Genomic DNA, 20,627 nt, shown 5'->3' on the forward strand with positions numbered 1-20,627 from the left:
CGGCCAGCAGGGGCGCAACGACGGCGGCCAGGGCGGCGGCCAGGACGACGACGACCGCGGCGGACGTCGCGGACGCCGGTTCCGTGAGCGCAACCGGGGCCGTGGCACCGGCCGTGAGGGCGGCCGCTACGAAGCCGACCCGGTGGTCGCCGACGACGACGTCCTGATCCCCGTCGCGGGCATCCTGGACATCCTCGACAACTACGCCTTCGTCCGGACCACCGGGTACCTTCCGGGGCCGAACGACGTGTACGTCTCGCTGGCGCAGGTCCGCAAGAACGGGCTCCGCAAGGGCGACGTGATCACTGGTGCGGTGCGTCAGGCGCGGGACGGTGAGCGTCGCGAGAAGTTCAACGCGCTCGTCCGGCTCGACACCGTCAACGGCATGGAGCCGGAGCAGGCGCGTCAGCGCGTCGAGTTCTCCAAGCTCACGCCGCTGTACCCGCAGGAGCGGCTCCGGCTCGAGACCGACCCGGGCATCCTCACCACGCGGATCATCGACCTGGTGTCGCCGATCGGCAAGGGGCAGCGCGGTCTGATCGTCTCGCCGCCCAAGGCCGGTAAGACGATGGTCATGCAGTCGATCGCCAACGCGATCACCAAGAACAACCCCGAGTGCCACCTGATGGTCGTCCTGGTGGACGAGCGTCCGGAAGAAGTCACCGACATGCAGCGGTCGGTGAAGGGCGAGGTCATCCACTCGACCTTCGACCGTCCCGCCGAGGACCACACCACGGTCGCGGAGCTGGCCATCGAGCGGGCCAAGCGCCTGGTCGAGCTGGGTCACGACGTGGTCGTCCTGCTGGACTCGATCACCCGTCTGGGCCGCGCCTACAACCTGGCCGCCCCCGCTTCGGGCCGCATCCTGTCCGGTGGTGTCGACTCGACGGCGCTCTACCCGCCGAAGCGGTTCTTCGGCGCCGCCCGCAACATCGAGAACGGCGGCTCCCTGACGATCCTCGCCACCGCGCTGGTCGAGACCGGCTCGCGCATGGACGAAGTGATCTTCGAGGAGTTCAAGGGCACCGGCAACATGGAGCTCAAGCTCTCCCGCCAGCTCGCCGACAAGCGGATCTTCCCGGCCGTGGACGTGGACGCGTCCTCGACCCGTAAGGAAGAGATCCTCATGTCGCCGGACGAGCTGCGGGTGGTGTGGCAGCTCCGCCGCGTCCTGCACGCCCTCGACACCCAGCAGGCGCTGGAGCTCCTTCTCGAGAAGATGAAGGAGACCAAGTCCAACGCCGAGTTCCTCCTCCAGGTCCAGAAGACCACCGTCGCCAACCGCGACGACTAGTCTCCACAGCCTCGTTGTAAGGCCCGTCGTGCTCGGCACGGCGGGCTTTACGCGTTCTCGGCGCGGGTGGAGGCGAGGAGGCGGGCGCGGGTGGGATGGCCGAGCTTCCGGTAGATCTTGGTGAGGTGATTTTTGACGGTGCCGGTCTCCAGGCCGAGGCGGGCGGCGATCTGGGCGTTGGTCAGGCCGTCGAGGACGAGGAGCGCGATCGGCAGTTCGGCGGTGGTGAGGGTGCGCCAGGGGCCGGTCGGGAGCGCGGTGGGGAAGGCGGTCTCGCGGTAGCGGGGGACGAGGTGCGGGCTGATCCATCCGGCGCCCGAGATGACTTCCTGGACGGCGCGGACCAGGTCGGCGTCGGGGGAGGAGCGGTCGGCGATACCGTCGAGGAGGGTGATCAGGCCGGTGCCGAACAGGGGGTCGCGGGGGCCGTCCAGCAGGGCGAGCAGGCGCAGGCCGCCGGGCAGGCCCGAGCGGAGGATCGTCGGGGAGTCGAGGACCGCGAGGTTGTCGGTCTGGTCGGGCCGGAACCGGTCCTGGACGGCTGTGACGAGCCGGTCCCGCACGGCGCGCGAGCTGAGCAGAAGCCGCATTGCTCCCCTTTCCTGGGCGGCACTCAGGGTGCATCGGCGTGCTGCTCGTTCTCCAGTCCGTTCGCTGCTCACTGTCTGCTCGAACCCTTGTCAGATCGGGTCATAGCGTCGATCTCCCTCGGATGGTGGGCTGGCCGACATGAGTGCGACGATCGGTGATCGGCTGCGGTGGGCGCGGCGCCGCGGCTTCGTGGGACGTGCGGCGGAGCTCGCGCTGGTGCGGGAGGCGCTGGCCGTCCCGGAACCGCCGTTCTCGGTGCTGTACCTGCACGGTCCCGGCGGGGTGGGGAAGACGGCGCTGCTCGACGCGTTCCACGAGCTGGCCGAGGAGGTCGGGGCGTGCCCGGTCCGGCTCGACGGGCGGACCCTCGAACCCACGCGGGAGGCGGTGCTGGCGGCGCTGGCCGTCGCGGCGGGCCGGCGGGCGCTGGTGCTGGTCGACACCTACGAGCGGCTGGTCGAGCTGGACGGATGGTTCCGGGACGAGCTGATTCCGCGGCTGCCCGGCCGGACCCTGCTCGTCCTGGCCGGGCGGGTGCCGCCGCCGCCCGCCTGGACGGATGATCTGGGTTGGCGGGGGTTGGTCCGGGTCCGTCCGCTGGCCAATCTCGGTCCGGCGGACGCGTCGGCGCTGCTGCGGGTCGAGGGTGTTCCCGACGCGCTGCACGAGCGGGTGCTGGCGGTGACGCACGGGCATCCGCTGGCGTTGACGCTGCTGGCGGAGGCAGTCCGGCAGGATCCGGCGGCGGGGTCGGGCCTTCGGGACAGTCCGGACGTCGTGCGGCGGCTGGTGGAGCGGTTCGCGGCGGACGTCCCGGGGCCGCGGCACCGGGCGGCGCTCCAGGTGTGCGCGCGGGTCCGGCACACCACGGAGGGCCTGCTGGGGCAGTTGCTCGGCGGCGACGACACCGACGAGCTGTTCGCGTGGCTACGCGGCCTGGCCTTCGTCGAGCAGGGACGGTACGGGGCGTACCCGCACGATCTGGTCAGGGAGGTGCTGGAGGAGGACCTGCGCTGGCGGGAACCGGCCGTCTTCCATGAGCTGACCAGGGCGGCGCGCATGTACTTCCGACGGCTGATCACCGGGACGCGTGATCGCGAGCAGCACCACTGGATCGCCGAGGCGATGTACCTGCTGCGGTCCAACCCGAAGGTCGGCGGCGCGCTGGACTGGTCGGAGGCGGGCACGGCGTACGCCGACGACTACCGTCCCGGCGACCGGGGCGACGTGCTGCGGATGGTCGCGGCGCACGAAGGCGACGCCTCGGCGGAGCTCGCGGCGCGGTGGCTGGAGCATCCGGCGGCCGTCGTGGTGGTGCTGCGGGAGCCGCCCAGGGCGGAGCCGCTCGGGTTCGCGATGGTCCTGGACGTCCACCGGCTCTCGCCGCAGGAGGCGGCGGCCGACCCGGCGACGGCGGCGGCGCTGGCCTGCGTCGGTCCGCGCCGACCTGGCGAGGAGGTCGTGCTCAGCCGGTTCTTCATGGATCGGGAGCTCTACCAGGGCCGGTCGGTGGCGCGGACGGCGTTCATGGCGCGGCAGGCGCAGCATCTGCTGAACCGTCCGCTGCTGGCGTTCGCGCTGGTGAACGTCCGGGTGGACGCGGCGTCGGCGATGGCGCTGCTCAGCAGCTTCGCCTATGCGCGGGCGCCGCGCGGCGAGTTCACCGTCGGCGGCCGGGGATATGCGACGTTCCTCGCCGACTGCCGGGAACGTTCGACCGAGGAGTGGGTGGGGACTCTCGCCGACCAGGTCAGCGACGAGCGGCACGCGGCGGTGCTGAGCCGGGAGCAGTTCGGGACGGCCGTCCGGGACGCGCTGCGCGGCCTGCACCGGTCCGACCTGCTGGACGCGAGCCCGCTGACGGCGGTGCGACCCACCTGGGCGGGCCCGGGGGCGCTGCGGGAGGCGCTGCTGGCGGCGGCGGTCGGCGTGGCCGCGGACCCGCGGGAGGAGCATCTGCATCGGGCCGTCGACCGGACTTATCTGCGTCCGGCGGGCAACCAGGAGCGGGCGGCGCAGCTCCTGGGGCTGCCGTTCAGCACGTACCGGCGGCATCTGACGCGCGGCGTCACCCGGATCGCGGACCTGCTCTGGCACGCGGAGTGACGCCTGGCATGACCTAGGTCATGATCTTCTTTCCGGGTGACGGAGTGCTGTCCGGTCACGGACGCCGGGGTGCGCGCCGGCCGCATAGGCGCAGGTTGCGCCGGATGTCAGATTCCTGGGGACGGATCCGCCGGATCCATCGAGGAGGGATCAACCCATGGTTCGTACGCGTATCGCAGGGGCGTTGGCCGCTCTGGCCGTCACCGCGGCGGGGCTCGTCGCCGGCACCGCAGGCCCGGCCGCCGCCGCCAACCTCGGCCCGTACCAGATCCGCCCGCTGCACACCAACGACTGCCTGGACATCGACGTTTCGGGCGGAAATGTCAGCGCCAACGGCCTGAAGGCCCAGCAGTACGACTGCCTGGGCAACTCCCAGCTCAACCAGCACTTCTATCTGGAGCCGACGGCGAGCGCGTTCGTCTACATCATCCATCCTCGCTCCAGCGGCAAATGCCTGGACGTCGACAACGCCGGCACCACCAACGGCACCAAGATCCAGCAGTGGTCCTGCAACGGCACCCCCGCCCAGAAGTTCCAGCTCAGCACCCCCGACTTCGGCGCCACCTGGACCATCACCAACCCCAACGCCAACCGCTGCCTCGACGTCAAGGGCGCCTCCCCCCTCAACGGCACCCAAGTCCAACTCTGGACCTGCAACAACACCAACGCCCAACGCTGGTCCCTCATCGCCGTCTAACCAGAACACCCCCTGCTCGGAGCGAGGGGCCGCCCTCCCCGGCCCCACAGCCAGGCCCCTCGCTCCGTCCCCGTTCTCCCGGCCTATTGGCCCGGTCTCTCGCTCCGCCCAGGCACTGGGCAGTCCCGTCAGTTTCTGAGTGCTGCGGCCGATTCGACCAGGCCGGCGCGTTCGAGAGCGTCGAGAATGGTGGCGAAGGTCTTCGGTGGGCGGGTGCGGCTGTGGGCGATCTGATGGAGACAGTCGCGCACGACACTCTCGTCGAGATCGAGTTGGTCGAGCACGAAGTCGTCGGGGCTCTTGGCCTCGATGCCGTAGGGGGCGAGCACGTCGGGCGGAAAGTCCTTGAGGTTCGAGGTGACGATCACCTCTGCGCCCGCTTTGATCGCGGCGGCGAGAACATGCCGGTCGTCGGCGTCAGGGAGTTTCAGGCCCTCGATCAGCGCCTCATAGCCGTCGATCAGCACGCCCGGGATCGCGGAGTTCATGCGCTCGCGAAGGATCGACAGTCTTTCTGCGGGAATGTCCGGTCGACGAACGCCATCAGTACAGATCCAGTTCCTCGCTGAGGGCCACCAGATCGTCTGCGGCCCTACGGCTTTCGGCATCGTTCTGTCGCTTGTAGGCCATGAGGTCTTCGAACAGGATGCGGCGATGCCGTCCCACGAGTCGGTGGGGAATCTTGCCCGCGTCGACCAGCCCGATGAGGTAGGGCCGTGACACGTTCAGGACGTCCGCAGCTTGCCGGGTGGTCAGCTCAGCGTGGTTGGGTATCGCTGTGATGCCACGCCCTTCGGCGAGCTGGGTGAGTAGGTACGCGAGCATCGTGACGACGTCCCGCGGCAGGACGAGGACCTCGTCACCAGCCAGCTCGCCGGTGACGCGGATGTCCTCTGTGCCGGGATGGGTCGCCAAGTAGTCCTTGATCCGCCGCATCGCACGGGCCGCGTCCTGCGCGTCCACGCGGCCGGGTTCGAGGGACTTGGGGGTACGTACGGTCATCGTTACACGCTCCTCTCCTTCGCAATGTATGCAGCAAAAGCAATAAACGCAAACCTAATCCTGCTCGGGGCTCTGAAGGGGTACTGCGAGATCGGCTCCGCGTGGGCATCAGGTTCTGGAGCTCCGCCTGAGATGCGCCCCGGCATCAGCGGAGTTTCTGGGTGTTGAGCCAGGTGGAGAGGGTGGTGGCGATGGGTGATGGCTGGTCTTCGGTGGCGTGGTGGCCGGCGGGGCCCAGGTGGGTGGTGGTGAGGGAGGGGATGTTCTCGGTGCACCAGGTGGCGGTGGGGGCCGTGATGAGGAGGGTGGGGGAGGAGTCGAAGGTGAGGAGGAGTTTGGGGGTGTCGGGGCTGGTGGTGAGCCAGGTGCTGTAGGCGGCGACGCGGGTGACGACGTCGGCGGGGTCGTCGTCGATGGGGAGGGAGCGGGTCCAGGTGAGGAGGGGGAGGCGGGATTCGGGGGTGGGGTAGGGGGCCAGGTAGGCGGCCAGTTCGTGTGGGGGGAGCGGGGTGAGGACGCCGCCGGTGAAAGCGGTCTCGATCAGGAAGTTCGAGTTGAGGACCAGGTCGGCGCCCTCGTCGGTGCGGAGTTTGGCGCCTCGGGCTCGAGTCTGCTCGGAAAGATCAGCCGAGTTGATCGGGCGGACGATCGTCTCGAAGAACGCGACGCCGCGAACCCGGCCGGGATGGCGGGCCGCGTGGTCGAAGGCGAGGGCGCCGCCCCAGTCGTGGCCGACGAAGACGACCTCGTCCAGGTCGAGGGCGTCGAGGAAGGCGTCCAGGTAGCGGGCGTGGTCGGCGAAACGGTAGGGGATGTCCGGCTTGCCGGAGCGGCCCATGCCGATCAGGTCGGGTGCGATCAGACGTCCCGGGCCGACGTGCGGCAGGACGTTCCGCCAAGCGTGCGACGACGCCGGGTTGCCGTGCAGGAAGACGATCGCAGGACCGCTGCCGTGGTCTTCGTAGTGGATCGTCGAGTCGAGAACTTCGATCGTGGGCATGGGAACTCCTCCGTTCAAGCAGGAAACGTTTATGGAGCAAACGTTTCTCCTGGAAACGAAAGTACATCGTTAGTCCGACTAACGCAACGGGGTACGATCGGTTGCATGAGCAGCGGAGCCGCAACGGACATGCCGTACGACCCCGAAACGAAGACCCCGGACCGGCTGCGCGGCCGGGCGAGCCGGCTCCTCGCCCTGGTGTCAGGCCAGGCCGACCGGCTGATGACCGAGGGCCTCGCCCGCGCGGACGCCCACAAATGGCACTACGCCGTCCTCGCGTCACTCGACCAGTTCGGCCCCGCCAGCCAGGCCGACCTGAGCCGCCGCACCGGCATCTACCGCAGCGACATGGTCGGCGTCCTCAACGAACTCGCCGCCCGCGACCTCGTCGAACGCACCCCCGACCCCGACGACCGCCGCCGCAACGTCATCACGATCACCCCCGCCGGCCACACCCGCCTGACCCGCCTGGACGAAATCCTCGACGTCCTCCACAACGAACTCCTAGCCCCTCTGACCCCCCCCAGAACGCACCCAACTAGTCCAACTCCTCACCCGCCTCCACACCCACCACACCCCAAACCCACAAGAACACTGAAGCCGCGACACAGACCGAGCGGGTGCAGGTTCGGGGGATTCATCCCTCTTCGGGATAGAGGTAGCTCGTGTCGGCGGATGGGTAGCAGGCGGTGTACCAGTCGCCGGACAGATGGGTGACGGTGGGCGGGCCGTGGTCGGTGGTGTGATCGGTCAGCAGCCGGTGCTCGGCGGGGTTCGCGTGCACGAGGAAACAGCCTGTGGACAGTAGCGGGCGGTCACTGAGGCCGGGCAGCGGAGCGACCGCGAAGCGGGTGCCGGTCGCGTCGGTGGTTCGCTCGGTGATGTGGAAGACGCCTGCCCACTCGTCCGTCGCGTGATCCGGATCGGCGGCGAGCAGTGCGTTCAGCTCGGGTACGGAAACGGCCAACGCCGCTCTTGCCGGAAGGTCGGAACTGACGACCAGTGTGAGGCCGGCGGCCAGGGCCAGTGGCAGCGTCACCGCGTGGACGGCCGCACGGCGCCAACGCCGCGCCGACACGTTGAGCAGAACCGACGCGCCCCACCCGAGCGACGCCACGATCCAGAGCAGCAGAGCGAACATGGACAGCACGAAATCCCAGAACATCGCGTCGGCCAACAGGGTCATGGTCGCTGCGGAGAGCACGAGCCCTGGCCCGATCAGGATTTCCTGTCGCGCGTCGGGAATCAGCCGCGTCGCCGTGACGCTCGCGGCGCCCGCGACCGTCCAGACCACCACTCCCAGTAGCCCGACTCGCCAGCCGCCGCCCATCCCGAGCAGAAACACCGAAACCACAGCAAGCGCCGCTATTGAACCTTTTATCCCCATGTGCCCCATGGGTGAACTGTAGTCATCCGCCCTGACGGCGACGTGGAGCGCTTCGACTTGGCCGGGTGCGGAGGACGTCTTGGGATGCTCGGCGCCTGGCGGGCCGCTGAGGATCGAGCCGGGCCACGCGACCAAGGGCTGTCACGGCTGATGCGTCGCGGACGTTCTCGATATCGAGCGAGCCACGGCGGGGCCTATGCATGGGACGTCTCCGTCGGGGCTTCCTCGTGCATCCCGAAGGGGTGGGCGGTGTTGGGGAGGGCGGGGGTTGGCCAAGGTGCTCCTGGCGGGGCACCGGTGGGTGGATGAAAGTAGGGGGAACGCCATGTCGCCGCATGGCGATCTTGGTGTGTCCGCGTGACGCCTACTTCATGTCAGTCGCTGGTGGGGGAGCAGGAGGAGTACCAGTTGGCGGAGAGGTGGTTGAGGGGTGGGGGAGTCCAGTCGGGGGAGGTGCGGGTGAGGTGGCGGAGCTCGTCGGGGGTGGCGTGGATGAGGGAGCAGGTGTCGCTGAAGATGTCGTTGAGGCCCGGGATCGGGTTGACGGTGAGGGTCGTGCCGGTGGGGTCGGTGCTCGTCCAGGTGACGTGGAAGAGGCCGGCCCATTCGTCGGTTTCGTGGCCTTCGGTGGGGGTCGTGGAGACGAGGGCGTTGAGCTGGGGGGCGGAGATGCGGAGGGCGGCTCGGGTCGGGAGGTCGGTGGAGGCCAGGCAGCAGGCCGCGCCGAGGACGAGGGGGAGGGTCGAGGCATGCACGGCGGCGTGGTCCCAGCGGCCGGTGACGGCGCTGTGGACGGTCGAGGCGAGTCAGCCGATGCCCGCGACGATCCAGAGCGCCAGTGTCAGCGCGACCAGGGCGAAGTCCCAGAACGTCGCGTCGGCCAGGAGGGTGGCGGCGCCCGCGATCAGGGAGAGCATCGGGCCGATCAGCACGCTGTGCGGTGAGTCGGGGATGAAACGGGCGGCGCACAGCGAACCGGCCGCCACGAACAGGGCGAGCAACGCGGCGAGGAGTGCCGCGCCCCAGCCGAGGACCCATCCGACGGAGAGGCACCCAGCGAGTGAGATCGCCGCCAGGACGTACGTTCCAGGGAAAGTGATCACTCGTCGCATGGGCGAACTGTAGTGATGTGTCCCTCCCGGGACTAGGAAGTTCAAGGGTTGGAGGTGGGATCCAGAAGGCGGACGGGGACGGTCGGGTCGTCGTGATCATGGGTGGCGGTGGGGGCGTCGGCGGGGGGCGGGCCCGGTTCGGGGGGAGTCTCCCAGCCGTGTTTGGCCAGGGCGCGCAGGAGGGCGGCGACCATGGCGGGGTCGAACTCGGTGCCGGAGCAGCGCTCCAGTTCGGCGACGGCGACCTCGATGGTGCGGGCCTTGCGGTAGGAGCGGGTGGAGGTCATGGCGTCGAAGGTGTCGGCGACGCCGATGATGCGGGCGAACTCCGGGATCTCCTGGCCGGCCAGGCCGAGGGGGTAGCCGCGGCCGTTGAGCTTCTCGTGGTGGTGCATGATCCCGCCGAGTGCTTCGTCGAGGAAGTCGATCTCGCGGACGATGTCGAGGCCGTACATGGGGTGGAGCTGGATCGCGGCGTACTCCTCGGCGGTCAGGTCACCGTCCTTCTGCAGGGCTTTGGTGGAGACGCCCAGTTTGCCGACGTCATGGAGCATTCCGGCGAAGCGAATGGCTTCGAGGCGTTTGCCGCGGAACCCCAGCTCCTCAGCGATCATCATGGAGCCGCGGGAGACGCGCTCGCTGTGGCCGCGCGTGTAGAAGTCCTTCGTCTCGACGGCCTGGCAGAGGGTCGCCAGGACGGCTTCGTGGGCGCGCTGCTGTGCCGCGACCTGGCCGAACGCCCAGGACGCCGCCGCGATCGGCGCCAGCACCAGGACGGGCGCGGCCGGGCCGCTCGCCGGCCAGCTCCCCGCGATCAGCAGCCCGAACGAGCCGAACCCCAGGCAGCCGACGGCCAGCGGGGCGTAGTCGCGGGCCAGATCCGCGCCCGTCGACAGGCGCGCCAGCAGCAGGACTCCGCACGTCATCCCGATGTTCATGACGACGAACACGACGAGCGTGACCGCGAACGGGAACAGGATCCGTTCCAGCGGACGGTCGCCGTCCGGGGCCAGCGCCACGAACACATGGCCCGCCGCGAACCCGCACAGCGAGAACTGCGCGCCGTTGAACAGCCGCTTCACCACCGACGGGATGTCCTGCGGTGTCGCCACCGCGCACGCGCCGACCACGGCCGCCCCGCCGGGGCCGAGCAGCACGACGCTCGCGAGGATCGCCGCGTACGACATCGTCACCCGCGCGCCCGTCACGGCGAGCCGCGCCGGAATCCCGTCGCAGATCAGGAACAGCCCGGCCAGGATCAGCACGGTGTACCCGCCGGGCAGCGGCCCGCGCGCCAGCCACGCCAGCACCACCGCCGCCAGCACGATCACCGACGCCACATAAACCCGCGCGACCCTGGGCAGTTCCCGCATACCGCGACGCTATCCCGCACCCCCTCCCCACACCCACGACTCGCCCCAACCCGCCCCTATCCCCACCGCCAGACTTCCCCTCCCTGACCGTCGCCTCGCTTACCTGTCCTCGCCTCGCTCACAAGTGCTCACCCGCTTTGCGCACGCTCACCCGACTTGCGCACGCATCGCTGAACTCGGCGACGGGTGCCGTGTTGCTGGGTCGGATGCCCTGGCTTTGGTCGGGTTGGGCTGGTTCTGGGTTCTGGTGTTAGCCAGGCTCTGGGTCACGGGGGTTGGGAGGTCGGGGCGGGGTGGACGTCCCAGCCGCCGCGGTGCCACATCCAGGTGTGGGCGCAGCGGTCGAGGAAGGGGGTGGCGTAGCAGAGGCGGAGCCAGGTGGGCATGCGGTCGGGGCGGGGAGTGGCGCCGCCGGGTGGGAGCCAGTTCCAGCCGGGGCGGGTGCCCGGTGGGGGAGCCCAGCCGGCGGGTGAAGGGTGCTGACGGCCGTACGGATTCGTGTTCATGGCAGCAGTCTGCGGGATTTCGGCCCGACGTGTTTTCGGGGGTGTGGATAACTCGAAGGTGGGGTTGGCCCTACCGCAGAGTGGAGGGAGCGCACCATGGCCCGGGCGGGGTCGCGGCGGGAGGGTGGGAGGGTGGAGAAACGGGACGAGGGGGTTGTGGTGGGGCCGGTCGCGCTGGTCAAGGACAAGGTGGTGTGGAAGACGGCGGTGTACCTGCCGTTCAACTTCGCGTTGGGGATGCTGTGGGGGGTGATGCTGGCGTGCGGGGTGCCGTTGGCGGCCGCGCTGACGATCATCTGGGTGGGGGTGATCCTCTGGGCGTTCCTGACCGTGATGGTGCGGGTGGCGGCCGTCATCGACCGGCGGCTGATCAAGGTCGTGTACGGGGTGGAGATCGCCGATCCGTACCGGCCCGTCGACGCGCCGGGCGTGTTCGGGAAGTGGCGGATCATGCTGATGGATCCGGCGACCTGGCAGGACCTGGCGTTCCAGGTCGTCAGGGCACCGCTTTCGTTCGGATATCTCGCTGTCTCGTCGGTCGGGTGGGCGTTCGTCGGGATGTGCCTGATCTCGCCGGTGCTCGCGGAGACCGGTGGGGACGCGCCGCGGCTCAACTTCGGCGACCACCTCTACGTGGTCGACTCGTTCTGGAAGGGCCTGCCGCTGCTGCCGCTTGGCCTTCTCGCGGCGCTGCTGATGCTGTACGTCGTCAAAGTGCTCGGGATCATGCATCTGGCGTTGGCGAAGGCGCTGCTCGGGCCGTCGGAGAAGCAGGCGCTGAAAGCGCAGACCGTCGCGCTGAAGGCGTCCAGGGCGCGGGGAGTGGACGCCGCGGAAGCCGAACGGCGGCGCATCGAACGTGATCTGCACGACGGGGCGCAGCAGCAGCTCCTGGCCGTCGCCATGGACATCGGACGCGCCCGCTCCAAACTGAACAGCGACCCCGACGCCGCCCGCGAGCTGATCGAGCAGGCGCACAGCGGGGCCCGCGCCGCCATCGCCGAACTGCGCGATCTCGCCCGCGGGATCTATCCGGCGATCCTCACCGACCGCGGCCTCAACTCGGCGCTGTCCGCGCTCGCCGCCAGGGCGCCCGTGCCCGTCGCGATCGTGGTGGACCTGGAGCGGCGTCCGCCGGCGGCCGTCGAGTCGATCGCCTACTTCACGGTCGCCGAGGCGCTGACCAACGTCGCCAAGTACGCGGCCGCCACCGAGGCGTCGGTCCAGGTGAGCAGGGACGGCGACCGCGTCACCGTGGTCATCGAGGACAACGGGCTCGGCGGCGCGCGGATCGCCGCCGGGGGAGGGCTCTCCGGCCTCGCCGACCGGGCCGCGACGATCGACGGGACGATCACCGTCGACAGCCCGCCGGGACGCGGCACCAAGATCACAGCGGTGCTGCCGTGCGACTGGTGAGCCCGTGGTGAGATGGGTCCATGAGGGTTGTCATCGCCGAGGACTCCGTGCTGCTGCGGGAGGGCCTGATCCGGCTGCTCGCCGACGAGGGCATCGAGACCGTCGCCGCCTCCGGTGACGGCGGCGGGCTGGTCGAGGCCGTCCGGCGGCACGCCCCCGATCTGGCGATCACCGACGTCCGGATGCCGCCGACCTTCACCGACGAGGGCCTGAAGGCGGCGCTGGCCGTCCGGCCCGTCCCAGTGCTCGTGCTCAGCCAGTACGTCGAGGAGCAGTACGCCACCGAACTGATCGGCGGCGGCGCGCGGGGTGTCGGCTACCTGCTCAAGGAGCGGATCTCCGACGTCGAGGAGTTCGTGGACGCCGTCCGCAGGGTCGCCGCGGGCGGCACGGTGATCGACCCCGACGTCGTCGGCCAGCTCCTCGGCCGCAACCCGCTCGACGCCCTGACGCCCCGCGAACGCGAAGTCCTCGATCTGATGGCGCAGGGCCTGTCCAACGCGGCCCTGGCCCGGCGGCTCGTGGTCGGCGACGGCGCCATCGAGAAACACATCTCGAACATCTTTTCGAAGCTCGGGCTGCAGAACGACGGCGACGGGCACCGGCGCGTCCAGGCCGTCCTCGCCTACCTCAAGGAATAGCGGCCGGTCCGCGCACGTTCTCGTATCCGGCATACTTGAGGATGCTCACAGGTTCCGGTTCCCAGCGCCCGATCCGGGGTGGCTGACCCGGCGACCGTCTCGAAAGGGATTTTCCATGAAGGCTGAGATCCACCCGCAGTACGTCGTCACCGAGGTGACCTGCACGTGCGGCAACACCTTTACCACCCGCAGCACCGTGGACAACGGCGTGATCCGTTCCGACGTGTGCTCGGCCTGCCACCCGTTCTACACGGGCAAGCAGAAGCTCCTCGACACCGGCGGCCGCGTGGCCCGCTTCGAGGCGCGCTTCGGCAAGAAGACCGCGGGCAAGTAGACAGCTGGCAGAGCCCGGCCCCCGACCGGGAGGCCGGGCTCTCCTTCTGTTCCGAAACCCTCACGGTAAGACGCCTCGTTAGGACGCACAGTGAACATCGATCTCGACGACTTCCTTCGCGAATACGCGGACATCGAGCTGGCGCTCGGTGACCCGGCGGTCCACGCCGACCAGGCGAAGGCGCGCGAGCTGGGCAAGCGGTACGCCCATCTGCGTCCGATCGTCGAGACGTACAAGGTGCTCGAGACGACCCACGACGACCTCGAGGCGGCACGCGAGTTCGCCCACGAGGACAAGTCGTTCGCCGAGGAGGTCACCACCCTCGAGGCCAAGGTCACCGAGTTGGAGGAGGAGCTGCGCCGCCTGCTGGTGCCGCGCGACCCCAACGACGACAAGGACGTGATCCTGGAGATCAAGTCCGGTGAGGGCGGCGAGGAGTCGGCGCTGTTCGCGGCCGACCTGTTCCGCATGTACACCCGGTACGCCGAGCGCGTCGGCTGGAAGACCGAGGTGATCGACTCCCAGCTCAGCGATCTGGGCGGGTTCAAGAACGTCACGGTCGCGGTGAAGTCGAAGGACGGCGCCTGGTCGCGGCTGAAGTGGGAGGGCGGCGTGCACCGGGTGCAGCGCGTCCCGGCCACCGAGTCGCAGGGCCGCATCCACACCTCCGCCGCCGGTGTGCTGGTCACGCCCGAGGCCGAGGACATCGACGTCCAGATCGACATGAACGACCTGCGGATCGACGTGTTCCGCTCCGGCGGCCCCGGCGGCCAGTCCGTCAACACCACCGACTCCGCGGTCCGGATCACCCACCTGCCGACCGGCGTGGTCGTGAGCTGCCAGAACGAGAAGTCGCAGCTGCAGAACAAGGAGTCCGCGCTGCGGGTGCTCCGGTCGAGGCTGCTGGCGATCAAACAGGAGGAGGCCGACGCGGCCGCCTCCGCCGAACGCAAGGCCCAGGTCCGCACTGTGGACCGGTCTGAGCGGATTCGTACTTACAACTTCCCGGAGAACCGCATCTCCGACCACCGGGTGGGGTTCAAGGCGTATAACCTCGACCAGGTGATGGACGGTGACCTGCACGCCGTCATCCAGGCACTCGTGGATGCCGACATGGAACGCAGGCTGGACGAGATTCAGCAGTAGACGATGACTTTGCTTCTCGATGAGATCGCTCGGGCGACGGCACGACTGGCCGAAGCCGGTGTCGCGTCGCCCCGAGCCGACGCCGAGGAGCTCGCGGCGTCCGTCCACGGGGTGACCAGGGGCGAACTGCACACGCTGCCCGACAGCGCCTTCGACGCCCGGTACTGGGAGGGGATCGCGCGCCGTGAGGCGGGCGAACCGCTCCAGCACATCACCGGCCGCGCCTACTTCCGGTATCTGGAGCTCATGGTGGGGCCCGGGGTGTTCGTGCCGCGGCCCGAGACCGAGGTGATGGCCGGCTGGGCGATCGACGTGCTCCGCGACATGGACGTCGCCGACCCCGTCGTCGTCGACCTCGGCACCGGCTCCTCGGCGATCGCGCTGTCGATCGCGCAGGAGGTGCCGCAGGCGCGCGTGCACGCCGTCGAACTCGACTCCGGCGCCCACGAATGGGCGTCCCGCAACATCAAGAACCTCGACGAACGCGGCCAGGTCACCCTGCACAACGCCGACTTCGCCGAAGCGCTCCACGAACTCGACGGCCAGGTCGACCTGGTCGTCTCCAACCCGCCGTACATCCCGATGTGCGAATGGGAGTACGTGCCGCGCGACGTCCGCGACCACGACCCCGCCCGCGCGCTGTGGGGCGGCGGCGACGACGGCCTCGACGCGATGCGCATCGTGGAACGCACCGCCCGCAGGCTCCTGCGTCCCGGCGGGTTCGTCGCCGTCGAGCACAGCGACCTGCAGGGCAGCTCCGTCTACTGGATCTTCGCTGAGGAGAACGGCTGGCGCGACGTGCGCAACCGCCGTGACCTCACCGACCGGGACCGGTTCGTGACCGGCCGCCTCACCACCGAATAAACACACACTTCGTACACAAACCATTCGGAGTATGCAGATGAGCCGCCGTTACGACTGCTCCGACCCCATCGAGCGCAGCAGGGGCGTCGCGGACGCCGCTTCGTCGCTGCGTCGCGGCGAGGTCGTCGTCCTGCCCACCGACACCGTCTACGGGATCGCCGCCGACGCGTTCACGCCTTCGGCCGTCCAGAAGCTCCTCGACAGCAAGGTGCGCGGTCGTGAGATGCCGCCGCCGGTGCTGGTCGGCTCGGTGCGCGCCGCGACCGCGCTGATCGAGGATCTCGGCCCGTACGGGCAGGACCTGATCGACGAGTTCTGGCCCGGCGCGCTGACGATCATCTGCCGGGCCAACCCGAACCTGTCGTGGGACCTCGGCGAGACCAAGGGCACCGTCGCCGTCCGGATGCCGCTCCACGAACTCACCCTCGAGGTGCTGAAGGAGACCGGGCCGCTCGCCGTCTCGTCCGCGAACCTGTCGGGGGCGCCGGCCGCCCGCAGCGCCGCCGAAGCTGAGGGGATGCTGGGCGAGAACGTCGCGGTCTATCTGGACGGCGGCGAGTCCGGCGACGGCAAGCCGTCCTCGATCGTCGACCTCACCGGCACCCTGCCGAAGCTGATGCGCCGCGGCGCGATCCCCGAGGACAAGATCCGCGCCGTCTGCGGCGTCCTGCTCCGCGACGAGCAGCTGTCCGACATCGACCCCGACGAGGTCGACCCGTGGGCGCAGACCGAAGCCGAAGAGACCGCGGTCTCCTTCGACAAGCCGGACGAGCCGATCTCCTTCGACAAGCCCAAAGAGGACTGATCCGCGGCGGGCGATCAAGAGCGGCAGGTGCGGCAGGTCCCACCTGCCGCTCTTTCTTTTTGACGATCAGCGCGCCGCCACCCCCACGCCCGTCCACGGCCCAACGGCGCCGCCCGAAATGCGGCCCGCCGCTCCCACACCGAGATGCGGATCTCTCCCAGCCGACCGCTAACTCAACGGCCGCACCCCGCCTGACCGGCGGTATCGCCGCCACGATCAGCGCCACTCCGCACAGACTCAGATCCCCCACGGACAGAAACCAGAACCCGCGCGGCATCATGTCGCCGATCACGTCCCACAACAACAGCGCGACCCCCACCCCCAGTAGCCCCCGCCTGACCCCGCGCATCGCCCGCCGCCGCAGCGCGAGGGAGACCAGCAGCGCCACCCAGACCACCCCCACCCCCCACCCGCTGAACCGCAGATGGGCGGGCGCGTACCGAGGCGCCGGAGCGCTCAGCACGCCGGCGGGAAAGGACGCCCGGACCGTCATCCCCTCACCCGGACGCAGCCCGCTCTGCTCGAAGTCCGCAACCGCGGGCACCCGAACCGTCCGCAGGCACCGCGTCATCGCCGAAGGCAGCCCCGCCAGGCATCCGGAGCCGAACGGCGCGGGCCCACTGATCCGCACCGAAACCGACGTGACGGGCGCGGGCCAACCCGCTCCGAGGACGTCCCAGAGCAGTTCCTCCCGCCCGTCCCGCGGCGTGAAGACTCCGCGCAGCTCGTAGGTCAGCACGTAGGCGTGCCGCCCGCTGACGGTGTGCCCCGCGCCGATCCGGATCAGCTCCTGGTGGAAGTGCCGCCGCCGGTCCACGTTGACGGGCGCGTGCGTCGTGCTGCTCACCGACAGCCCGGTGATCGAGTAGAGCCTGTCGCCGTCCCGGTACCGCAGCTCCCTGAGCAGCCCGCCGCGCTCGGCCCGCGCGTAGTCGAACGTGAACGACTCCCGGACGTGCACGGTGCCGTCCCGGTCGACGGCGAGCAGCGCGTCGAAGGTGGGGACGGTGCCCTCAGGCGTGTGACGTCCGGCCGACAGGAACGGCACCGACGCCAACGCGAGCACCGCGGCGGCGACGGCGGCACCCGCTCCGGGGGAGAGTCGAGGCATCATCACTGCTTGGAGTCTCCTGGAAACCAAGCGCCAACCCTCGCGCGCCACAAACGCAACTCGAGAAAAATGTGAGCATCATCACATGCAACCGTGGAAGTCTCGCGGCCCCGTCACGCTCTGCGGACGTTCCCCCTGCTCAGCGCCCCGAACTAATGAAGCCTTCAACCTTCCCCCAGGGGGCCGATCCCTTTTTCGACGCACGGACCGGCCTTCAGGTTCTCTCCGAGGACCACTTTGGGCCACGTCAAATCGCGGGATATCGCCTGAATAAAGATGATCTTTCAGGAGTCGCTAACGTTCCTCCAGCAACATCATCTGACCAGGGAGAGAACATGCGGCGTATCGCTGCTGTGACCATGACCGCGGCCCTCGTGGCCGGCGGCGTCGGCCTGGCGTCCCCCGCCTCTGCCGCCCCCGCGCCCGCTGCCGCGAAGGCCACCCACAAGTGGCAGACCTTCAACGGCAAGAAGGGCAGCATCTGGCGCACGATCCGTGTCAACGGCACCTACACCCGTTCCGGCGGAAGCGTGACCCTCCGCGGCTGGCTGCACGACACCAAGCGGAACGGCTGGTCGCCCGGCGTTCAGTTCCGTAGCTGGGGCGATGGGCAGTGGCACTACTCGAGCGCCTACTTCGCCAAGTACGCCAGCACCGGGAAGCCGGTCGACCGCTACTTCAACTACAACTACGGCTACTTCTGGAGCTCCAGCTACGACGACCACCTCCAGGTCCGCGAGGTCGCGATCAACGCGAAGAACAAGAAGAAGAGCAAGAACTCCTCCTGGAAGAAGCTCTACTGAGCCCCGCCTGAACACCCGCTCCACCACGTTCCACCCGCAGTACCCGCCCGGTGCCAGGGGGCACCGGGCCACCCCCCACCAAGGAGCAAGGGAGCATGAGCTCTAGGTTCATGAAGGCCGGTATCGCCACCGTCCTCACCGCCGGCGCCCTGGCGGTCACCGCCACCCCGGCCGAAGCGATCCCGCGGGGCACTCACTACTGGCAGTCGTCGAAGTCGGGCTTGTCGAACGTCCACGCCTGGGGTTCGTTCATGCCGTGGAGCTACGAGGGCCAGCCCACGGCCTCCGTCAAGTTCTCGATCCGCGACTACGCCCGCGACGGCTGGAAGGCCGCCATCGACATCGCCTTCTACGACCGCGACTACAACCGCGACACCAACGACGGCGGCATCTACTACAAGAAGTCCGACGGCCGCGGCACGACCCGTGCCCGCGCCATCCAGTCCGACTTCACCTACGCCCTCGAAATCCGCGAGTGCAAGGTCAAGGTCAGCGGCAACCACGTCTACAAGAAGAAGTGCGGCAAATGGCGCCGCTTCTACCACGGCAAGTACATCAACTAGCCTCCCGGATCCCGCCCAAGATCCCGCCTTCCCCGAACCGCCCCCCACCACCCGGTGCGGGGCGGTTCGCCGTCCCGGGAGCTCTCCAGCGAGGGTGTTGACGCATCCGAAGACCCGGAATAGCTTTCCATATGGAAAGTAGATTCTGGAGGGAAGATGGTTTCTGAGGAGATGGACCCCGCGGAGGCGATGGCGGAGGTGGACAGGGTGCGGCGCGGCGCGAGAAGAGTCGCCGTCTGGCCCGTCTGGTTCGCGCCCGGGATCGTGGCGTGTATCACGCTGATCGAGGTCGCCTACGTGTCGGACGACGTCCTGGTCTACGGGCTGGGGAGCCTCGCGGCGTTGCTGGCGGCGGCCGGTCTGGCGTTCGTCGCGTTGGTGAGGCACCGGGTGCGTAAGCGCCTTCCTGTCGGAAGGTCGTTCCATGATCTGGTGTTCGTCATGGCCGGTTGGTCGGGGGTGCTGGGGGTCGTGGGCGTGGTCGCCGCGCACGCGTTCGGCAAGGTCGCCGGAGAGGTGAGCGCGCTGCTGCTGGCGGGGGCGGTGACGGCGGTCCTGGCCGCGGTGACGACGCCGGTCGTCGAAGCGTGGGTGACCGGGCGGAAACCGCGGTGAATCTCGATCAGGCGATCCATGCGCCCTATCGGCTGCAGATCGTGTCGCTGCTCGCGGAGCTGGAGGAGGCGGAGTTCGCGCTCGTGCGGGAGGAACTGGGCATCAGCGACTCGGTGATCTCCAAGAGTGCGACCGTCCTTGCCGGTGCCGGCTATCTGGAGATCCGGAAAGGGCATGTGGGACGGCGGTCTCGGACCTGGTTGAAGCTCACACCCCAAGGGCGAGCGGCGTTCACGGCCTATCTGGCAGATCTTCAGCGGATTGTGGGGCGGCATCTTGGCTAGGTGCTGTGTCCGTTCTGTTGGGTGGGTGAATGGCGTGGATCGCTGGAAATGACGGGACTCGGCGCTATCGTCTGGGTTGTGGCGGAGAGTAGGGCTGGGGATCTGGTCAACGGGCGGTATCGGCTTGCCGAGGTGATCGGGACCGGAGGGATGGGGCGGGTCTGGCGGGCCGAGGACGAGGTGCTCGACCGGGAGGTCGCCGTCAAAGAGGTGCTGCTGCCGCCGGGGTTGGTGGGGGAGCAGCGGGAGCATGTGAACCGGCGGTCGGTACGGGAAGCGCGGTCGGCGGCGCGGCTCAGCCATCCCGGGATCATCACCGTGCACGACATCGTGGTGCACGAGGACGCGCCGATGATCGTCATGGAGTACGTGGCGGGGCCGTCGCTCGCGGAGGCCGTCGAGCGGGACGGGCGGATGTCGGTGGCCCGGGTCGTGGAGATCGGGCTGGCGATGGCAGGGGCCGTCAAGGAGGCGCATCTCAACGGGGTGGTGCACCGCGACCTCAAGCCGCAGAACGTGCTGCTCGCCGGCGGACGCGTCGTGATCACCGACTTCGGGATCGCCCGCCTGGTCGGGGACGCCACGCTCACCAGGTCCGGCGCGATCATGGGGACGCCCGCCTACATGGCGCCCGAGCAGGCGCACAGCCCCGTAGCCACCCCGGAAGGCGACATCTGGTCGCTCGGCGCGACCCTCTACGCCGCCGTCGAGGGCAGGCCGCCGTTCCCCGGCAACAACTACATCGAGGTGCTGACCGCGCTGATCACCTCGGAGATCACGCCGCCCGCCCACGCCGGCGCCCTCACCGAGGTCCTGACCAAGATCCTGGTCAAAGATCCCGATCAGCGCCCCCCGATCGACGATCTGATCGCGCTGCTCCAGGCCGTCCCCGTCGAGTCGTCGGCCGCGCCGAGCCCCGCGGGCGCGTTCCCGATGCCCGCGGAGGCGGCCGCCGAAGCCCCGCCCGCCGCGCACGG

Annotated in this window: 24 protein-coding genes and 1 pseudogene; 15 read left to right on the forward strand and 10 right to left on the reverse strand. The window is 69.3% G+C overall.

Annotation, left to right across the window (positions count from 1 at the left end; genetic code table 11):
- On the forward strand, positions 1 to 1,294 hold a 1,294-nt coding region (rho, locus tag ACYVE7_RS10840), incomplete at its 5' end, for a transcription termination factor Rho (RefSeq protein WP_460364478.1).
- A 47-nt stretch (positions 1,295 to 1,341) separates the two neighbouring features.
- On the opposite strand, the gene ACYVE7_RS10845 is transcribed toward rho, so the two are convergent.
- Entirely contained in the window at positions 1,342 to 1,884 is a 543-nt protein-coding gene (locus ACYVE7_RS10845) for a helix-turn-helix transcriptional regulator (protein ID WP_460364479.1), read from the reverse strand.
- 139 nt (positions 1,885 to 2,023) lie between these two features.
- Here ACYVE7_RS10845 and ACYVE7_RS10850 point away from each other — a divergent pair, with 139 nt between their 5' ends.
- Positions 2,024 to 3,991: an ATP-binding protein gene (locus ACYVE7_RS10850; protein WP_460364480.1), complete on the forward strand. Its 1,968-nt coding sequence runs from the start codon at positions 2,024 to 2,026 to the stop codon at positions 3,989 to 3,991.
- A 157-nt stretch (positions 3,992 to 4,148) separates the two neighbouring features.
- Positions 4,149 to 4,688 (forward strand): RICIN domain-containing protein, encoded by a 540-nt coding sequence (locus tag ACYVE7_RS10855; protein ID WP_460364481.1) that lies wholly within the window; start codon positions 4,149 to 4,151, stop codon positions 4,686 to 4,688.
- Positions 4,689 to 4,816: 128 nt separating this feature from the next.
- On the opposite strand, the gene ACYVE7_RS10860 is transcribed toward ACYVE7_RS10855, so the two are convergent.
- From ACYVE7_RS10860 to ACYVE7_RS10870, 3 genes are all read right to left on the reverse strand, one after another.
- Complete coding sequence (locus ACYVE7_RS10860; protein WP_460364482.1) at positions 4,817 to 5,176, reverse strand: hypothetical protein; 360 nt, start codon at positions 5,174 to 5,176, stop codon at positions 4,817 to 4,819.
- 55 nt (positions 5,177 to 5,231) lie between these two features.
- On the reverse strand, positions 5,232 to 5,690 hold the full coding sequence (locus ACYVE7_RS10865; protein ID WP_460364483.1) for a helix-turn-helix domain-containing protein: 459 nt from the start codon (positions 5,688 to 5,690) through the stop codon (positions 5,232 to 5,234).
- A 145-nt stretch (positions 5,691 to 5,835) separates the two neighbouring features.
- The gene (locus tag ACYVE7_RS10870) at positions 5,836 to 6,690 is read right to left on the reverse strand and encodes a haloalkane dehalogenase (protein WP_460364484.1); all 855 of its coding nucleotides are present in this window, start codon (positions 6,688 to 6,690) and stop codon (positions 5,836 to 5,838) included.
- Between the two features lie 222 nt (positions 6,691 to 6,912).
- Here ACYVE7_RS10870 and ACYVE7_RS10875 point away from each other — a divergent pair, with 222 nt between their 5' ends.
- The gene (locus tag ACYVE7_RS10875) at positions 6,913 to 7,407 is read left to right on the forward strand and encodes a MarR family winged helix-turn-helix transcriptional regulator (protein ID WP_460364500.1); all 495 of its coding nucleotides are present in this window, start codon (positions 6,913 to 6,915) and stop codon (positions 7,405 to 7,407) included.
- Here ACYVE7_RS10875 and ACYVE7_RS10880 read toward each other — a convergent pair.
- The 5 genes from ACYVE7_RS10880 to ACYVE7_RS10900 all read right to left on the reverse strand — a co-directional run bounded on the left by ACYVE7_RS10880 (position 7,328) and on the right by ACYVE7_RS10900 (position 11,068).
- Positions 7,328 to 8,086 carry a hypothetical protein gene (locus ACYVE7_RS10880; RefSeq protein WP_460364485.1) on the reverse strand — a complete coding sequence of 253 codons (759 nt, stop codon included), beginning with the start codon at positions 8,084 to 8,086 and terminating at the stop codon, positions 7,328 to 7,330. The genes ACYVE7_RS10875 and ACYVE7_RS10880 overlap by 80 nt on opposite strands.
- Before the next feature lie 365 nt (positions 8,087 to 8,451).
- Positions 8,452 to 8,832, reverse strand: a complete 381-nt coding sequence (locus ACYVE7_RS10885) for a hypothetical protein (protein WP_460364486.1) — start codon at positions 8,830 to 8,832, stop codon at positions 8,452 to 8,454.
- Positions 8,833 to 8,883: 51 nt separating this feature from the next.
- A complete protein-coding gene (locus ACYVE7_RS10890) occupies positions 8,884 to 9,189 on the reverse strand; it encodes a hypothetical protein (protein ID WP_460364487.1) in 306 nt (101 codons plus the stop codon).
- Between the two features lie 41 nt (positions 9,190 to 9,230).
- A complete protein-coding gene (locus ACYVE7_RS10895; RefSeq protein WP_460364488.1) occupies positions 9,231 to 10,562 on the reverse strand; it encodes an HD-GYP domain-containing protein in 1,332 nt (443 codons plus the stop codon).
- Positions 10,563 to 10,828: 266 nt separating this feature from the next.
- Positions 10,829 to 11,068, reverse strand: a complete 240-nt coding sequence (locus tag ACYVE7_RS10900; protein ID WP_460364489.1) for a hypothetical protein — start codon at positions 11,066 to 11,068, stop codon at positions 10,829 to 10,831.
- Between the two features lie 132 nt (positions 11,069 to 11,200).
- Between ACYVE7_RS10900 and ACYVE7_RS10905 the strand changes: the two genes are divergently transcribed.
- The 6 genes from ACYVE7_RS10905 (at position 11,201) to ACYVE7_RS10930 (ending at position 16,274) form a co-directional block, all read left to right on the forward strand.
- Positions 11,201 to 12,484, forward strand: coding sequence for a sensor histidine kinase (locus ACYVE7_RS10905; RefSeq protein WP_460364490.1), 1,284 nt, complete (start codon positions 11,201 to 11,203; stop codon positions 12,482 to 12,484).
- Positions 12,485 to 12,504: 20 nt separating this feature from the next.
- Positions 12,505 to 13,125 (forward strand): response regulator, encoded by a 621-nt coding sequence (locus ACYVE7_RS10910; protein WP_460364491.1) that lies wholly within the window; start codon positions 12,505 to 12,507, stop codon positions 13,123 to 13,125.
- Between the two features lie 115 nt (positions 13,126 to 13,240).
- Complete coding sequence (gene rpmE, locus ACYVE7_RS10915; protein WP_460364492.1) at positions 13,241 to 13,459, forward strand: 50S ribosomal protein L31; 219 nt, start codon at positions 13,241 to 13,243, stop codon at positions 13,457 to 13,459.
- Between the two features lie 96 nt (positions 13,460 to 13,555).
- Complete coding sequence (prfA, locus tag ACYVE7_RS10920; RefSeq protein WP_460364501.1) at positions 13,556 to 14,605, forward strand: peptide chain release factor 1; 1,050 nt, start codon at positions 13,556 to 13,558, stop codon at positions 14,603 to 14,605.
- A 3-nt stretch (positions 14,606 to 14,608) separates the two neighbouring features.
- Positions 14,609 to 15,469, forward strand: coding sequence for a peptide chain release factor N(5)-glutamine methyltransferase (gene prmC / locus ACYVE7_RS10925; protein ID WP_460364493.1), 861 nt, complete (start codon positions 14,609 to 14,611; stop codon positions 15,467 to 15,469).
- Between the two features lie 37 nt (positions 15,470 to 15,506).
- Positions 15,507 to 16,274, forward strand: a complete 768-nt coding sequence (locus ACYVE7_RS10930; RefSeq protein ID WP_460364494.1) for an L-threonylcarbamoyladenylate synthase — start codon at positions 15,507 to 15,509, stop codon at positions 16,272 to 16,274.
- A gap of 532 nt (positions 16,275 to 16,806) precedes the next feature.
- On the opposite strand, the pseudogene ACYVE7_RS10935 reads toward ACYVE7_RS10930, so the two are convergent.
- Positions 16,807 to 17,388, reverse strand: a pseudogene (locus ACYVE7_RS10935) (DUF2207 domain-containing protein); the annotation flags it as partial.
- Positions 17,389 to 17,720: 332 nt separating this feature from the next.
- Between ACYVE7_RS10935 and ACYVE7_RS10940 the strand changes: the two are divergent.
- The 5 genes from ACYVE7_RS10940 to ACYVE7_RS10960 form a co-directional block, all read left to right on the forward strand.
- On the forward strand, positions 17,721 to 18,188 hold the full coding sequence (locus tag ACYVE7_RS10940) for a hypothetical protein (RefSeq protein ID WP_460364495.1): 468 nt from the start codon (positions 17,721 to 17,723) through the stop codon (positions 18,186 to 18,188).
- 95 nt (positions 18,189 to 18,283) lie between these two features.
- A complete protein-coding gene (locus ACYVE7_RS10945; RefSeq protein ID WP_460364496.1) occupies positions 18,284 to 18,751 on the forward strand; it encodes a hypothetical protein in 468 nt (155 codons plus the stop codon).
- 156 nt (positions 18,752 to 18,907) lie between these two features.
- On the forward strand, positions 18,908 to 19,366 hold the full coding sequence (locus ACYVE7_RS10950; protein WP_460364497.1) for a hypothetical protein: 459 nt from the start codon (positions 18,908 to 18,910) through the stop codon (positions 19,364 to 19,366).
- Positions 19,363 to 19,650 carry a winged helix-turn-helix domain-containing protein gene (locus ACYVE7_RS10955; protein WP_460364498.1) on the forward strand — a complete coding sequence of 96 codons (288 nt, stop codon included), beginning with the start codon at positions 19,363 to 19,365 and terminating at the stop codon, positions 19,648 to 19,650. Before ACYVE7_RS10950 ends, ACYVE7_RS10955 begins: the two co-directional genes overlap by 4 nt.
- 132 nt (positions 19,651 to 19,782) lie before the next feature.
- The coding region (locus ACYVE7_RS10960) for a serine/threonine-protein kinase (RefSeq protein ID WP_460364499.1) at positions 19,783 to 20,627 on the forward strand (845 nt) is incomplete at its 3' end.

Source organism: Actinocorallia lasiicapitis, assembly GCF_054778695.1.